14 protein-coding genes are annotated in these 15,029 nt (G+C 47.0%); 12 read left to right on the plus strand and 2 right to left on the minus strand.

Annotated features, from left to right (window positions below):
- Positions 1-6: 6 nt before the first annotated feature.
- The 7 genes from AB4114_RS09150 (at position 7) to AB4114_RS09180 (ending at position 8,910) form a co-directional block, all read left to right on the plus strand.
- Complete coding sequence (locus tag AB4114_RS09150) at positions 7-3,069, plus strand: MFS transporter (RefSeq protein ID WP_441988178.1); 3,063 nt, start codon at positions 7-9, stop codon at positions 3,067-3,069.
- A gap of 12 nt (positions 3,070-3,081) precedes the next feature.
- Positions 3,082-3,519: an ATP-binding protein gene (locus AB4114_RS09155; protein ID WP_441988179.1), complete on the plus strand. Its 438-nt coding sequence runs from the start codon at positions 3,082-3,084 to the stop codon at positions 3,517-3,519.
- Entirely contained in the window at positions 3,516-3,851 is a 336-nt protein-coding gene (locus tag AB4114_RS09160; protein WP_441988180.1) for an STAS domain-containing protein, read from the plus strand. Before AB4114_RS09155 ends, AB4114_RS09160 begins: the two co-directional genes overlap by 4 nt.
- Before the next feature lie 39 nt (positions 3,852-3,890).
- Positions 3,891-5,303 carry a PP2C family protein-serine/threonine phosphatase gene (locus tag AB4114_RS09165; RefSeq protein ID WP_441988181.1) on the plus strand — a complete coding sequence of 471 codons (1,413 nt, stop codon included), beginning with the start codon at positions 3,891-3,893 and terminating at the stop codon, positions 5,301-5,303.
- 130 nt (positions 5,304-5,433) lie between these two features.
- Positions 5,434-6,396, plus strand: coding sequence for an eCIS core domain-containing protein (locus tag AB4114_RS09170; protein WP_441988182.1), 963 nt, complete (start codon positions 5,434-5,436; stop codon positions 6,394-6,396).
- Positions 6,397-6,439: 43 nt separating this feature from the next.
- Entirely contained in the window at positions 6,440-8,374 is a 1,935-nt protein-coding gene (locus AB4114_RS09175) for a hypothetical protein (RefSeq protein ID WP_441988183.1), read from the plus strand.
- Between the two features lie 14 nt (positions 8,375-8,388).
- On the plus strand, positions 8,389-8,910 hold the full coding sequence (locus tag AB4114_RS09180; RefSeq protein ID WP_441988184.1) for a YbjN domain-containing protein: 522 nt from the start codon (positions 8,389-8,391) through the stop codon (positions 8,908-8,910).
- A 74-nt stretch (positions 8,911-8,984) separates the two neighbouring features.
- Here the strand turns inward: AB4114_RS09180 and AB4114_RS09185 are convergent, their stop codons facing one another.
- Together AB4114_RS09185 and AB4114_RS09190 are read right to left on the minus strand one after the other, a co-directional pair.
- Complete coding sequence (locus tag AB4114_RS09185) at positions 8,985-9,692, minus strand: hypothetical protein (protein WP_441988185.1); 708 nt, start codon at positions 9,690-9,692, stop codon at positions 8,985-8,987.
- A 410-nt stretch (positions 9,693-10,102) separates the two neighbouring features.
- Positions 10,103-10,981, minus strand: coding sequence for a pentapeptide repeat-containing protein (locus AB4114_RS09190; RefSeq protein WP_441988186.1), 879 nt, complete (start codon positions 10,979-10,981; stop codon positions 10,103-10,105).
- Between the two features lie 126 nt (positions 10,982-11,107).
- Here AB4114_RS09190 and AB4114_RS09195 point away from each other — a divergent pair, with 126 nt between their 5' ends.
- The 5 genes from AB4114_RS09195 to AB4114_RS09215 all read left to right on the plus strand — a co-directional run bounded on the left by AB4114_RS09195 (position 11,108) and on the right by AB4114_RS09215 (position 15,008).
- On the plus strand, positions 11,108-11,533 hold the full coding sequence (locus AB4114_RS09195; protein WP_441988187.1) for a GTP pyrophosphokinase: 426 nt from the start codon (positions 11,108-11,110) through the stop codon (positions 11,531-11,533).
- 142 nt (positions 11,534-11,675) lie between these two features.
- Positions 11,676-12,875, plus strand: coding sequence for an ATP-binding protein (locus AB4114_RS09200; RefSeq protein WP_441988188.1), 1,200 nt, complete (start codon positions 11,676-11,678; stop codon positions 12,873-12,875).
- A gap of 27 nt (positions 12,876-12,902) precedes the next feature.
- The gene (locus tag AB4114_RS09205; RefSeq protein ID WP_441988189.1) at positions 12,903-13,034 is read left to right on the plus strand and encodes a hypothetical protein; all 132 of its coding nucleotides are present in this window, start codon (positions 12,903-12,905) and stop codon (positions 13,032-13,034) included.
- Positions 13,035-13,322: 288 nt separating this feature from the next.
- Positions 13,323-13,850: an AAA family ATPase gene (locus AB4114_RS09210; RefSeq protein ID WP_441988190.1), complete on the plus strand. Its 528-nt coding sequence runs from the start codon at positions 13,323-13,325 to the stop codon at positions 13,848-13,850.
- A 69-nt stretch (positions 13,851-13,919) separates the two neighbouring features.
- Positions 13,920-15,008: a low temperature requirement protein A gene (locus AB4114_RS09215; RefSeq protein ID WP_441988414.1), complete on the plus strand. Its 1,089-nt coding sequence runs from the start codon at positions 13,920-13,922 to the stop codon at positions 15,006-15,008.
- The last annotated feature ends 21 nt before the right edge of the window (positions 15,009-15,029 follow it).

The raw sequence follows: 15,029 nt of genomic DNA on the forward strand, positions 1-15,029 counted from the left end.
GATGATATGCAAGGAACCTTAAAAGGGTGGATAGGGCTGCGCACAGAAGACAGTCGTAAACTTTGGATGATGCTGCCGATCTTTTACTTTAGCGGAATTGCGGAATCCTTAAATTACACGGCGTTCATGGCACTTTTTAATCAGCGCTTCGGCGTGCAATATTTGCCCTATATTTATATGGTTGAAGCTGCTATCATGCCGCTCGAAGGATGGCTCCTAGCCAAACTGGCGAACCGGCTGCCGAAGGCTAAGATGATGACGACACTCTATCTTATTATGATGGGACTTCTCTTCCTGAACGGTGTTGTGCTCCTGGGATTTAAGCTCGGCGGTATCGACTATCGCTACTACTATCCAATTCTGTTTCTCTCTTCTAACTTTGTCGTAAGGCAGCTAACTTTGCTCCTGTGGAGTACAGCGTTTGACTTGTGTCCTACCCAACAGGCGAAGCGACTTATGCCCGTATTCATCGCTGCTACAACGACGGGTGGCATTACCGCAGGCTTGTTGGCCCATCAGCTTGGTAAACTGCTTGGCACAGAAGCTGTGTATGCTCTCGCCCCAATTCTCATGGTGTTCGGCTTCGTCTTCTTTCGCAGGGCACTCATGCGGTATTTAGTTCCGCTAACCCTGAAGGAAGATAAGAGACTGAATAAGGCCCAGCCCGTCTCCCGCACTGATAACGAAGAGAAACAGCCAACTTCCGGCTACTATGCGAAGCAGATGCTGCGAAATCCCTTCCTCCTGTGTGCGGTTGCTCTAATGACACTGATGCCGGCTGTTTATTTTATGATGGAGTATCAATATTTCACGGCTGCTGAATATAAGTTCTCTAATGAGGGAGATTTGACCTCGTTTTATGGCTTAATCACAGCGATTCAATTTACGTTCTGCTTATTGCTACAAACAGTATCTACGCGCTTAATGAACTGGTTAGGCGCCAGTAATATATTATTAGGCATCACGATCATCTTCTTCGGCGGCTTTGGCCTCACAGCGTTATTCATGAATCAATCGCTCGGATTGGTCATGGTTTCCGGGTCGTATGCGGTGTTTTATATTTTGCTGTACTACATTGCAGAGCCTTGTTATCAGCTTTTCTTCAAAATGATGCCAATCTCCAAACGGGATGGCTATCGTTATTTCGCGCAAGGTGTTGCAGCTTCTGGCGGTATACTTATTGGCTCGCTCTTCTCTATGCTGTACTCGTTTGGTCTTCTTCAATTGTCGCCTCTGGCTTGGCTAGGCATGGTGATTGCAGGGATTCTAGTCGTTGTAGCGTGGTTCGGCAGGAATTTGTATATTCGTGAATTGGTCAAAAGCGTTCAATCCCTACATGGGGATTTATCAGAAATTGCGAGCTCTTTTATCGGGGGCATTCGCAGCTCTAAGGCATTATCGGCTATTCTAGCCTATCTGAAGCATCCGAATGATTACGTGCGAGAATTAGCTCTAGAAATTATTGGTAAAGCCAAAGATTCTGCGTTCTTGCCGCATTTGATCCAAATGATTGGGGAAGAGAGCTCGCGGATTCGCATCGCGGTATTACGTGCGATGAACTTGCAGGGTGCCACCATTCAGGACCTCGTGCAAGTCGCGTCCTTCTTGGAGGATGAGGATCCTGAGGTTCGTGCTGAGTGCGTGAAGTTGATTTCAAAAGCTTCGCATCTGAAAAGTCAGTCCCATTTCTTTATCCGTGTGAAGCTATTGGATACGCATCCGAAGGTTGTGCATGAAGGCGTCAAAGCTTTGTATGCCCTAGAAAGCGAAGAAAGCTACGCGGCTTGCGACGAAGCCATTATCAAAATGCTAGATACCGGCGGCGAATGGGCCGTCTATGGCTGCCATACCGTAGCTGATCTGAAACTGAATACGTATGCTGATTGGGTCGTTTCGTTACTCGATGAGGAGCGTCCTGCCGTGAAGGTAGCAGCTGCGCATTGTATCGGTAAGCTTCAGCATGTGGAAAGCATCCCCATGATGCTGAGTATGGTATCCATGGCAGATCAAGAGCTGCGCAAAGCCATTCTGCAAGCTTTTGTGGATATGGGTGATAAAGCACTGCCGATCTTGATGGCATATAGTCAGCATCCGAATCCATTCATTTGGAATGCGGTTGTAACCACACTTGCTGAGCTATTGGATGAAGGCAGACTTCATTCAGAGCTCGCCCAATTATGTGCGCAGCGTCTGCAAGCATCAACCCAAGAACGTGCATTGCCTGCTGCGCTAGAGAAACTTGGCCTGACGGGCCTAGCGGAATTGGCGAAGGAACGATGTGGAGAGCTGCATGAGGCACTCATTGACGGAGCATGGGCAGTCATGGCTAAGCTCGTCGATGAGCGAATCATAATGACGCTGCGTGAAGCCATTCAAGACGAGAATATCGAACTTCGTGAGAACGGGTTAGAGATCCTTGCGGAGGGGCTCGGCGATCGTAAATTGGCCTATGCGTTGTTAGACCAGTTGAAGCAACAAGGCGTTACGGATGTCATGGAGGAATTACAACCGCTTCAATTGGTTCAAGAGGCGACAACATGGTCAGATAGCTGGCTCAAGGATATTTCCATCTACGCACTAAGCGCATTGGAGCGTGCAGATATGAAAGAAGAACGTAAATTTTTAACGATGCTGGATAAAGTAATTTTCTTGAAGCAAGTCAGCTTATTCGCGGATTTGTCGGTCGATGAATTAGGATTAATTGCGGGTATTGCGACGGAAGAAGTGCACGAGGATTTAACCTACTTATTGCGGCGGGGAGAATCGAACGCTGCTATGTATCTCCTTATTGAGGGACATGTTGAATTAAGCAATGAGACCGGTGTTGGAGAGACATCGACGATCGGGGTTTTGGGACCTAAGCAAGCGGTTGGCGAAACGACTGCGTTAGATGGCTCACCTTCATCTGTTACCGCACAGGTCATTTTTGATGAGGTACGTGTCCTTACTTTGCAAGGGGAGAGCTTGTCTCGCTTAGTGAGGTTATATCCGGAGATCGGGATCGGGATGCTTCACGCATCAAGTGCAAGAGTACGATTGCTTGAAAACATGCTGTTGAAAATGTCGTAGGAGTGATCGCCCTTGGGCATTGAGTCCATCGTATTGCGCAACGAGTTACAAGAACTAGAGCGTCTACAAGCCTTTATCCAAGGCTTATCAGGGTCCTTCGGCATGGATGAGAAGTCTCTGTTTCAAATCAATTTGGTCTGCGATGAGCTCGTAACAAACATTATTCTATACGGCTACCCATCGGCTCAAAATGGGATGCATACGATTCGCCTTGATGTTGGGCAAACCCCTGATGGTTGGGAGCTTTGTCTGAGCGATCAGGGAATTCCTTTTAATCCACTGCTCAAATCCAGTCCCCGCACCGACCAGAGCATCGAAGAGCGCGGGATCGGGGGACTTGGTATCCACTTTGTCCGGCAAGTGATGGATGAACTTCGGTATGAGCGTTTGAATGAGGAGAATGTGCTGCTAATGAGAAAAAATCGGATCCAAGAGGAGGGTGTTTCATGACTATTACCGAGCAAGTGCAAGGTGACATTGTGCTAGTGAGCTTACAGGGCAGATTGGATGGGAATACATCCGCAAGTTTGGAATCTGCGTTCGCTAAACTAGTGGAGCAAGGTAATGGCAAGTTCGTATTTAATCTGCAAGGACTGGATTATGTCAGTAGTGCAGGACTACGAAGCTTGCTATCCGCTGCCAAAATGGTCAAAGTCATTCAGGGCAAGCTAGCGCTGGCTCGTATGAATGAGCAAGTGAAGGAAGTTTTTGATATGTCGGGCTTTAGCAGCATTTTCAAATTGTATGAGACGGAAGATGAAGCGGTTAATGCCATTAAATAAAGGCTAATTACATGACATGCAACAAAGGAGCTGAGCTGGATGGAGATAGTCGTAGGTGTGCTTGTTATCCTGTGTCTTGTGGCTGTCATCCAGTTGCAGTTTGGGAATCGAAAGCGGCGAGTAGCAGAGCTGGAGCTGGAGCGGACGATGCAGCTTTTTGATGTAAGCCTGGAAGTGAACTCGACGATTCGCAAACAGGATTTGCTTGTCAAAATCATGGAAACCTCCTCCCGCATCATGAACGCGGAGGCTTCGTCCGTTATTTTGGTCGATGAGGAGAAGGGCGAACTGTTTTTCGATCTTGCACTTGGAGCCAAAGGTGATGAGGTGCGTGAAATCCGGCTCAAGATCGGCGAAGGTATCGCAGGCTGGGTCGCACAGACAGGAAAGTCGGTCAAGATTGACGATGCTGCGCGAGATGAACGCTGGTCGTCAAAGGTCGCGAAGCGCGTCGATTATCCAACCCGCAACATGCTCTGTGTTCCTCTCGTCAGCAAAGGGAAGATCATTGGCGTATTGCAGGTGTTGAACAAACGTGGCGATGCACCGTTCACGGATCGAGACTTGCAGTTGCTGGAATCGATCGCTTCGCCAACAGCAGCTTCGCTAGAAAATGCTATGCTGTACGATGCGCTCAAGAAGTCGGTACATGCATTGAAAGTTACGACGGCAGCTAAGGAACGCATGGAAAGTGAACTGCGCATCGCAGCGGATATTCAGATGGGTTTTCTCCCTCGGAAGAGCATAAGTCTACAGAGTCGTGGCGAGGATGCTGAGGGGCTTACTAGTGCCCAAGCAGAGGCTCAGGCGACGATTCGACCCGCGCGTGAAGTAGGCGGTGACTTCTATGATTATTTTCGTATCGACGAGAATCGTTTGTTTTTCGTGCTGGGTGATGTGTCTGACAAAGGAATTCCAGCCGCTCTATTCATGGCGGTAACCATGACGCTGCTCAAAGGAAAGATGTCCGTGGAATTGACGCCAGGTGAGTTGCTGACGGCTGTCAATCAAGAGCTGTATAAGGATGATTCGACCATGTTTGCGACAATTTTCTGCGGCGTGTTAAACATAGCGACAGGTCAGCTTCTATATAGTGATGGCGGTCATTGCCCTCCATATATCGTGAAGGCTAACGGTGAAGTGGAGCTTTTGAAAGGGAAAAAGGGACTTCCTCTTGGTGTTATGGACGACATGCTATATATGGATAATGAGGTCATGTTAGATCTAGGAGACCGCATTATCGTGTACACGGACGGTATTACGGAGGCTGAAGACCAACTTCAGAACCAATATGGTTTTGTCCGCCTGAAGGAAGTATTGGTTAGGGAGCAGGCAAGTAAGCCTGAGCAATTGCTTAGTCAAATGGTGCAGGATGTAGATCTGTTTGCAGATGGTGCTGTGCAATCGGATGATATCGCTGTGCTCATTATAGATCGCAATTCGATCAAATAGTAAACTCCGCTTCATAGCGTTGTGATATAGTTAATTGACAGACTTCTTGAACAAAAGGGACGGACATATAGAAGTGCAAATCAGGGTTGAACGAATGCTTCCATCAAAAGCTCGCTAGGAGGGTTATGCCATGCAAAAATCCCATATTAACCGGCAACCAGATTCTTCTTTGCATACGAATCAGAAAAGTAATAAAACAAACACTTCTGCCTCATCCGATCTGATGAACATTCAACGCGCTATCGGCAATCGCGCTGTAGGCAATATGTTGAATATTCAGACCAAAATGACGGTTGGTCCAGCTGGTGATGCGTACGAGCAAGAAGCAGATCAAATGGGGAAACAAGCAGCGGATCATATTGCTGCTTCGGAGAGTGGCGGCACTTCTAAACCAGATGTTCAACGCTCAGAGGGCGGGGAATCCGAGGATGAGGAATTGCAGATGAAGCCATCATCGGAGTCGGTCCAGCGTTCAGAGGGCGGGGAGTCAGAGGATGAGGAGTTGCAGATGAAGCCATCATCGGAGTCGATCCAGCGTTCAGAGGGCGGGGAGTCAGAGGATGAGGAGTTGCAGATGAAGCCATCATCAGAGTCGATTCAGCGCTCAGAGGGCGGGGAGTCGGAGGATGAGGAGTTGCAGATGAAGCCATCATCAGAGACGATTCAGCGCTCAGAGGGCGGGGAGTCGGAGGATGAAGAGCTGCAGATGAAGCCATCATCGGAGTCGATCCAACGTTCAGAGGGCGGGGAGTCAGAGGATGAGGAACTGCAGATGAAGCCATCGTCCGAAGGCGGTTTTGAGGCTGGTGAAGGGATTGAATCGCAGATTAAGGCGAAACAAGGCAGCGGCAGCAAAATGGATTCAAGCATTCAAGCGAAGATGGAATCAGCGTTCAAGACCGATTTCAGCAACGTAAATATACATAATGATTCAGAGTCATCGAAGATTAATCGATCTTTAGGTGCAGAAGCTTTTGCTACGGGAAATGATGTGTTCTTCAGGGAAGGCCGATACAATCCAGATTCACGCGAGGGGCAAGAACTGCTTGGTCATGAATTAACGCATGTTGTTCAACAACGAGGCGGTAAGTAAAGCAAGCAAATAAGAATTTATACCATGAAGGAGCTAGGTAGAGATGCCCCAAGGAAAACAAGGTCTAACCAAACCAGTGAGCCCCTCGCATCAGCAACAGCAGCCATCGCTATCGGGCCCGACAAGTACGAGTGCCGCACAAATGTCACCTATGGGGACAAACATCTTTATGCAGATGCAGCGTACGGTTGGTAACCGTGCTACACAAGCTTACGCGAATCAGGTTATTCAGCGAAATCCAAATCAATCTCAAACGCCAGTGCCCACCGTGCTACCGCCAGTAGCCTTCCACCGCCGCAGGGCAGGGACTGGCACACCGCCATTGCCTACAGTACAAACGCCAGCACCAACACAAACAGTGACTGTTCAGACGCCAGCACCAACACAAACAGGGACTGTTCAGACGCCAGCACCAACACAAACGGGAACTGTTCAGACACCAGCACCAACACAAACAGGGACTGTTCAGACGCCAGCACCAACACAAACAGGGACTGTTCAGACGCCAGCTCCAACTGTGCTTGTGCCAACGGTACCTTCTGCCTCTACCATGCATCCTACTGGCGACGATACCAAGGATAATGCAGACATGACAGCTGGGGTTGGCGGAACGTTCTCCGACAGCTTCGGGAAACGTTCCGATGATTTGAAAGAATCTTACGATAAGACGAAGGATGCTGGGACTGCACAGCAGTCAGCTACGATGGGCGCAGTAGCATCTACGGCAGATCTTGTAAGCGGGCCTTTCCAGATCATGAGTGCTATTAGAGAAACGCTCTCTGTTTCTGGTGATGCGAACCGGACGGGGCATAACAAACGTTGGCAATATGCAGGTACAGGATCTTCTATGATCGAATCAACCGGTAAAATGGTCAGCGGCTCGGCTGGTCTAGTCGATAAAGCAGCCAAATCAACGGGGAAAGACAAAGGGGTCGGTGGATCTTCCTCCGTCAGTGATTATACGGGCACCGTAGCGGAAGCGATCTCCGCAGTCAAAAATACGATTATGGCCGTTAAAGGCATTTATGATATGTACAGTAAGGCCTCCGAAAATGGCGGGCTCGATAAAGGTGAGAAAGCAAGAGGGACGCTTGAGATCATTAGTAATGCAATCCAAGCTGCACAATCGGGTATCAAAGTGGCGAAAGGCATCATGGAGATCATGGAGACAAGCACAGCTAGCTTGACAGCTGTTATACCAGGCGTCAGCATTGCCGTAAGCGGTGTGAAAATTGCTATCAAAACGGTTGATGTGATCAAAGCGGGCTTAAATCGCAGTGCGATGACGACGATGAAACGTGATTTTAAAGGTAAAGCTGGGAATGCCGATATTCTCAAAGAAAAACGTTGGTACACGCGAAATGCTGGTGTCGACAAAGCGAAGCTAGCTACGAAAAAGGCACAGTTGAATGCTGATATTGCGTCAGGTGATCCAGCGAAAGTAGCAGCAGCCAATCAGCAACTCGATGAAATCGCCCAATATGAATTGGCGAAAGAAATGAAAAATATTAACGTGAAGCGGACTGACCGAGGCGCTATTCAAATCGGGCTTGAGCTTACGAAGATCGCTGCCGATATCGCGACACTTACTGGGGTAGGTGCGCAAGTAGGCACACCGCTGAAAATCGTTGCTACAGGTATTGGTGCAGCTATGCCAATTGCCAGATCCTTGAAGCAAGCAGGACGTGACCGCGCATCGAAAGCAGGCGCATGGGGAATTACTAAGGCAGTCTTCAACGCGGATAAATCAACCGAGAAGAAGCTGGAAAAACGTGCGCATGACACAGATCTTATCTTTGATATGTTTAGTAAGCTACCTGTCTATGTTGAGACGGATGCGGCAGTCGTCGCGCGTTACAGACAAGTAGAGAGCTTTGTAGAGGCAGCTGGCATCAGCATTCAAGCTCTGTATCAGTTCGAGAGCGACCCAGCTAAGCTGAAGGGCGCCATTGTTGAAGCAATGGGCAAGAGAGAATAGGAGATTGAACCGATATGTTGACTGAGCTTGTACATGCGCGTCATTTGGCGCAATTAGGGCAATTGAAAGAGATTTTGGATGAAGCAGAGCTCGCCACGAATTTATTAGAGAAATCCGAAGCGATTCCACTGCATGTACTAATGGCAGGGTTTCAAGAGGATAGCCAAGGAAGGGATCGTTTCCTTCACTTTAGCTTTTTACCGTTAAATGATGAGGATATTGTCGCAATTCAACTTCTACAGATCTACAGTACACTGCCGTTTCATCTGCAAGCAGATGCACGTGAAGGTGTAGCCGCGCTCTTGCTCGAAATTAATACACGCTTGCCAATTGGTCACTTTGGCGTGAATGAGGAAGGCGAGATCCACTATCGTTATGTGTATAGCTTATCTGCTTCGCGTACGTTTGAGAGTGACGAAGTGCTAGAGATTCTTACTCTGTTCGTATACATGTGTGATATGTTTGCAAACCACATTGAGCAGGTTGCCAGCGGTGAAGCGAAGGCAGAGCAGGTCATTCAAGCGTTAAGATCATAAGGAAATGTGATAAAGCCTCCAAACCCACTCGTTGTGGTGTTGGAGGCTTTATCATTTCCTCGGAAATATTCGACTTATTTCACCTTGTTTTGCAAGAGTTCAATAAACTGCTTGCCTGCATCTCCCATTTGACCGCCTGCAGGACGATTACCTCCACCGAAGCCGCCACCGTTTTGTCCTCCGCCACCAGCGTTACCACGCTCGCCTGAACCATTCGGTTTTTGTCCTCCAGCTTGCTGGCCACTTCCAGCCCCATCCGTGGCGTTTGCTTTAGGCGCAGCTGAAGCATTTGGCGTTTGAGCTTTCCCTGCATCGCTGCCGGATCCACCATTTCGATTGCCTTGTCCGTTCGGCCCTCCGTTGCCACCGTTACCACGATTACTCATGCGTGTTTCTGCATCCGTTAGGAAGGTCTTCTGAGCATCTGTCAAATTGGCCAGCAGCTTGGTTTTATTGTCGTCGCTGAGCTCATTCTTCGTGACAATATCCTGAGCGACAGGCAGCATGGCTTGCGCTTGCTCCTTCGTGATGGTCAATCCATCGGATTTATCCATCATGCTCAGCATTTGAAACGTACTAAAAAGCTGTCTCTGTGCTGGATCCATCGCAGGGCGATTTTGTTGGTTATTCTGTTGGCCATTTCCATTCCCTGCGGCCTTCTCCGTTTGCTGCCCAGGCTGAGTGGTGCTGGCTGCAGCGGTTTGAGTGTCAGATTGATTCCCGCATCCAGCTAGAAGAATGGGGATCAGGATGCATATGCCTGCTAATTTTTTAATACTCATACGTGTATGTATCACTCCTATTAGTTTTGTCTACGTTGTCATTGTACGATGGCATTATGAAAGAAAAGCGAATAAATGCTGAAAGCCAGCTTAAAATTAGTGTTTAAAATAACATGAGGGGGCTGCGAATACTGTTGGCGAATGGTCAAAGATCTCTGAGCAACATATTTGGATAGTAAAAGTCTTAAGGGAAGATAACTGTAAAAAATACAGTTAAATTTCACCATTCCAACCAGTAGGAAGGATTAGATGGAAAACCTGTAGTTTATTCCTTCGTTTTCGTCCATTTATGTAAATGTAGCTTGAATTAGCTTCATAAAATCCAGTTATTCTCCAATATGCGCTTAAAATCGCAAAATTAAATGGAGTTATTCCATCTAACTCCACAGGACGCTCCCCACACCTTGTAGCTACTCGCTGCTAAAGTGTGCAGGGCGTGTTAAGTACGTAGGCAGTTTCGTGTGCTTATCGCCTTTGGCGGCATTCACTTGAAATTGAGTAAGATACAGACTGTCGCTCAAATCCGCCCCGCGAAGGTCGGTGTCCCTGAGATCAGCACCGATGAGATCTGCTTTGCGCAGATCGGCATCTCGCAGATCAGCTGCTATTAAATAGGCGCCTCGTAGATTGCTGGCCCGGAGATCAGCACCTTTCAAATTCGCACCAATCAGATCCGCTCCTCTGCCATAAGCTTTGCGGCGGCCTTTGGTCTTGGAGCTTGTGAGCTCTTGCAGTGCCGCTTCGCGCACGCGCTCGCTAACTTGAAGGAGCAACACATTCACGGCAGCTCGATGTGCAGCAACGTCCAGCGTGGTCAGGCTATCGGGATCGAGGTTCGTGAGGCGTTCCGTTTCAGCGAGCAAGGCGCTCAGTTCCCCTTGAATCTCAACAGTCGATGACAAGGTTAAGGCATCCGTCAAATACCAGAGCAGCTCATGAAGCTGGCGCACCAGAGGGAATACCTCAAACATTTGCTTCGCGGTGTCAGGAGCTTTACGCCAATCTGTACCACCGAAGGTGCTCTGCGAAACTTTCTGTCCCGCACCGAAGCAGTCATACACGGTACATCCTCGAAAGCCAATCTGACGAAGCTGCGTATGAACACCACAACGAAAGTCGGTTTGCAGGTTCGTACAGGGCTGTCCAGCATCCTTATTATTGGCGAAATCCGTTGAAGCAGCGTAGGGCAGCGCCACACAACATAAACCAAAGCAATTCTCGCAATCTCCTTGCATATTTAGGCGTTTACTAGCCGTTGATAGTTCTGAAAAGTTATCATTCTCTAGCATCAATGAGGTTCTCCTTGTTTCGTTATTTTTTTACATTATACAATGCAACAGCCATATGCAAAAACAGGGACTTATGCTATAACTGGTGAAAAAGCTATTTCACGAACAAGGTGAGAGGTGACATCCATGAGCACATTAACGAAAGCCATTTTAATCGCAGCAAAGGCCCATGATGGTCAGGTAGACAAAGGGGGCAGCCCCTACATTTTACACCCCATTCGTTTGGCTAGCAGGGCCAAATCAACGGAAGAATCCATCGTTGCTGTTTTACATGATGTTGTGGAGGATTCGGATTTCACCCTATTTGATTTGAAAAAAGAAGGCTTTAGTCTACCTATCCTTGAAGCGCTAGATTGCCTTACTAGAGGGCCGGATGAGACGTATGAAGGATTTATCAAGAGAATCAAAGTAAACCCATTAGCGACGGTTGTGAAGCTTCTGGACTTAGAAGATAATTGTGACCTCGGTCGAATTGAACAGCCTACCAGACAAGACTATGAACGAATCGATAAGTACAAAAAAGCGATAGCTGAATTGAAATATGGAAGCTGACACCTGGGTGTCAGTTTTTTTTGTCGAAAAAGACTTGAAGAGAGAGGACATCAATCGACATACGAAATGAGCTTTTTGCAATATGATAAGTGTATGCGTACGGGCTGACTATACAAAATAAATGAAGAAAGGGATGATCGCCATGAACAACATAAAAATATCCTCAAAAGGTATCGAAAAAGCGCTTCGTAAGTTTGATTATTTGCAAGCTATTKCCGAATATATTTGGAACGGTTTCGACGCTGAGGCTACGGCGGTAGACATCACCCTTCATAAAAACATACTAGACGGTGTGGATCAAATCGTAATTGCAGACAACGGCTATGGCATTAAGCTGAAAGATTTAGAAGGAAAGTTTACGCCGTTCTATGAATCTGAGAAGAGTGTGGATCCTGATAAACGGGGGAGAACGACTTCGGCCATGCATGGGAAAAATGGGATAGGTCGCTTAACCTTTCATCATTTTGCTTCGGAAGCGATTTGGCAAACCACGTACGAGGATGGTCTCCTACTCAAAAATACGTATAAGATTCATATTCAGTCGAAACAATTGGATACCTATCATGTGACCAAGCCTGATCTAACGGATAAGGACAGAGGGACGACCGTCACATTTAACAATATCATCAAGGAGTTCGTAGTTGAGGATTTTCTGGCATTTTTGAGCAGAGAATTTGGGTGGTTCTTAGAACTGCATGCGGACAAGCCTTACAAGATTCGTATTAATGGTGAGCCGCTGGACTATGCTAGCTTGATTGCGGAGAAGGAAACCTTCACATTCGTGCATCCGATGTCGCAGACGAAATTTGGAATCACGTACATTCGTTGGGAAGATCGCATGAATCATGAATATTCGAAGCTGTATTTTATAGACTCGAAGTTGAAAGAGCAGCATAAACAACCCACAACGTTTAACAATAAGGGAGATTCCTTTTACCATAGTGTCTACATTCAGAGTAAGCTATTTGATCTGTTTGATTTTAGTAGTGAGGATCTAAGCGGGCAGCAGTCGTTTACATTCGGTGCGAGTCGCAAAAGTGATGCTTTTCAATTCTTATTGGATGAGCTGGGCACGTTCATTAGTGAGAAAAGGGAGCCCTATCTGCGGAAATTATCCGATGCTGTCATCAAAGAATTCGCGGAAGCGAAGGCGTTTCCGACGTTCACTGGTGATCCTGAGGCGGCAAGTCGTAGGGATGAGCTCGAAGCTGCGATTCGTGAGTTATGCCATGCGGAGCCCAAGGTATTCGCGCGATTGAATCCGGAACAGAAGAAAGTGCTTGCGCACCTGATCCACGCTGTGGGGGCTGAGGAACGACAATGGTTGATGGCAGCTCTATGAGATATAATTAGGGGAGGCCAGTTATCCTTGGAAGGAGCGCCGACGATGAGTATTGCAGAAGTAAAGCAGATTAGTGATGTATCTAAAAAAGAACGTTGGCCCTACCCGCGCACGTTTCAAGYGCTATTGGATGCAGGTGTGACGTCCTATCTTAAATAAGATTGTGCAGCTAAGCTGCGTCCTCACAGGGCGTGGCTTTTTCATATCGAGCAATTAACTGGGTTTTCTCCATCTAAATGACCGATTGTCCATAATTGTTATAAAATAGCTACATATTTTCCATCAAATTCCGATAATCAGTTGGATTCGAGGAAATTAGCTGTAGGTTATACAGTTAAACTCTACTCTGGAGCTACAGGATTATCCATTTTCATCACGAATACGTGGAGATGGCATTTTTTAAGGGAGAACGAGAAACTCATAATGCTTGCAAAAGGGGTGTTAACCATGCAAACTGTCTATCTGGTATCTGGACCAGCAGGGGTGGGGAAATCTACGACTTCACGTGCGTTGGCCAAAGCTTTGCCAAACTCCGCATATATTTCTGGTGATGCTGTCAGTCATATGCACGTGAATGGACGGGAGAAGCCATGGGAAAGTCGGTCCGAGTTATCACTTATTTGGCAAAACATCTGGCGGCTTACATCTAATTTTATTACACATGGTGTAGATGTGGTCGTCGATTATGTGACATTTCCTGAAGAGGCAAAGTGGCTTCACAAGCAATTAATAGCATTAAATACTAATGTTGTTTACGTTTTATTGTGGACAGACAAAGCGACGCTTCTGCAAAGGGATCAAACGAGATTACCGCAGCATCAAATGGGTGAACGTTGCCTAATTCTCATCGATGAATTTGAGAACGCTGGATTAGAGTCGATACATTTCCTGGATACGAGCTTACACCAAATTGAGAACTTGAATGAGATCGTAGATGACATTCGGAGTAACGACAGATATAGGTTGAAATCGTAATGACGAGGAAATGAGCAAAGGAGCCCAATAATGAACAATCCCGCAACAGGGCTGCATCACATCAAAGCAATGATCGAGAAAAAGGTAACTTGGCTTGAGCTATTCTATGACCTTCTTTTTGTAGCAGCTGTTTCCAAAGCAAGCCACGTCCTGCTGCATGTGCATCACGGAACGATCCCACTGGAGTATTTAAGCAAATTCCTTCTTATCTTTATTCCGATTTGGTGGGCATGGGTAGGGCAGTCCCTATTTGTAAATCGGTTTGGACGGGACAGTACGTCGCATCGTGTTTTTCTTATACTGCAATTATTTTTCGTGTTAATTATGACGGCTAGCCTGTCCGTCGACTTTGATCAGTATTTTGTGCCATTTCTCATTGGTTACTTAGGTTTGCGAGCGATGACGGCGATTCAATACTTGGCTGTACATAAAAAAGAAGAAGATCATCGACAGATCACTGCACGTTATTTAGGCAGCCGTTTTTGGATCGGATTGGCCATATCGGCACTCTCCCTGTTTTTTGACTCATGGATTCGCTATGCGGTGTTGTATGCGGGCATTATGGTGGATATTTTGCTCCCCTTACTGGGTCGGAAATACTTGGTGAGAAGCCCGATTAATACGCACCATTTACTAGAGCGGTTCTCCTTGTTTACGCTGATTCTGCTTGGGGAATCGGTCATAAGCATACTGACTGTTTTACAGTCGAGTGATTGGACATGGCGATCCATCCTTTTCGCATCGCTCACCTTTCTGCTCATTATTGCGATGTGGTGGCAATACTTTGAGAATGTCGAGAAGAAAGTGAATAAATCCCTAGAAACGGCAGGGCAGACCATCATCTATGGGCATTTATTCATCTATTTATCCTTGTGTATGATTGCCGCATCGATCCAGCTGTTATTCTTGGAGCAGTTGAACTATGGGTTTATGTTAAGCTTTATTTTCGGCTCTGTGCTTCTGTATTTTTTCTCAACATCGCTAGTCTTCCACAAGTATAGACATGCACATCAACGATTAAAGATCGTGCATCTAGCCGTATTTCTAGGAGTACTTGCTGTATGTCTCGGGTTGGATCTGATGTTCAAAATGCCGAATTACATAATCATCGGAGAGATGATGTTATTTTTTGCTGTTTATGCGAAGGGAACGACTTGAGAAATCACCTGGAGGGGAAGA

It is taken from the genome of Paenibacillus sp. 2RAB27 (assembly GCF_052115445.1).
In the GTDB taxonomy this organism is placed as follows: Bacteria; Bacillota; Bacilli; order Paenibacillales; family NBRC-103111; genus Paenibacillus_E.

Excerpts from the sequence above, each read along its gene's own strand:
- AB4114_RS09165 (WP_441988181.1), top strand. The coding sequence starts at position 3,891 with ATGGAGATAGTCGTAGGTGTGCTTGTTATCCTGTGTCTTGTGGCTGTC.
- AB4114_RS09150 (WP_441988178.1), top strand. The coding sequence starts at position 7 with ATGCAAGGAACCTTAAAAGGGTGGATAGGGCTGCGCACAGAAGACAGT.
- AB4114_RS09215 (WP_441988414.1), top strand. The coding sequence starts at position 13,920 with ATGATCGAGAAAAAGGTAACTTGGCTTGAGCTATTCTATGACCTTCTT.
- AB4114_RS09185 (WP_441988185.1), bottom strand. The coding sequence starts at position 9,692 with ATGAGTATTAAAAAATTAGCAGGCATATGCATCCTGATCCCCATTCTT.
- AB4114_RS09210 (WP_441988190.1), top strand. The coding sequence starts at position 13,323 with ATGCAAACTGTCTATCTGGTATCTGGACCAGCAGGGGTGGGGAAATCT.
- AB4114_RS09190 (WP_441988186.1), bottom strand. The coding sequence starts at position 10,981 with ATGCTAGAGAATGATAACTTTTCAGAACTATCAACGGCTAGTAAACGC.
- AB4114_RS09160 (WP_441988180.1), top strand. The coding sequence starts at position 3,516 with ATGACTATTACCGAGCAAGTGCAAGGTGACATTGTGCTAGTGAGCTTA.
- AB4114_RS09175 (WP_441988183.1), top strand. The coding sequence starts at position 6,440 with ATGCCCCAAGGAAAACAAGGTCTAACCAAACCAGTGAGCCCCTCGCAT.
- AB4114_RS09195 (WP_441988187.1), top strand. The coding sequence starts at position 11,108 with ATGAGCACATTAACGAAAGCCATTTTAATCGCAGCAAAGGCCCATGAT.
- AB4114_RS09180 (WP_441988184.1), top strand. The coding sequence starts at position 8,389 with ATGTTGACTGAGCTTGTACATGCGCGTCATTTGGCGCAATTAGGGCAA.
- AB4114_RS09170 (WP_441988182.1), top strand. The coding sequence starts at position 5,434 with ATGCAAAAATCCCATATTAACCGGCAACCAGATTCTTCTTTGCATACG.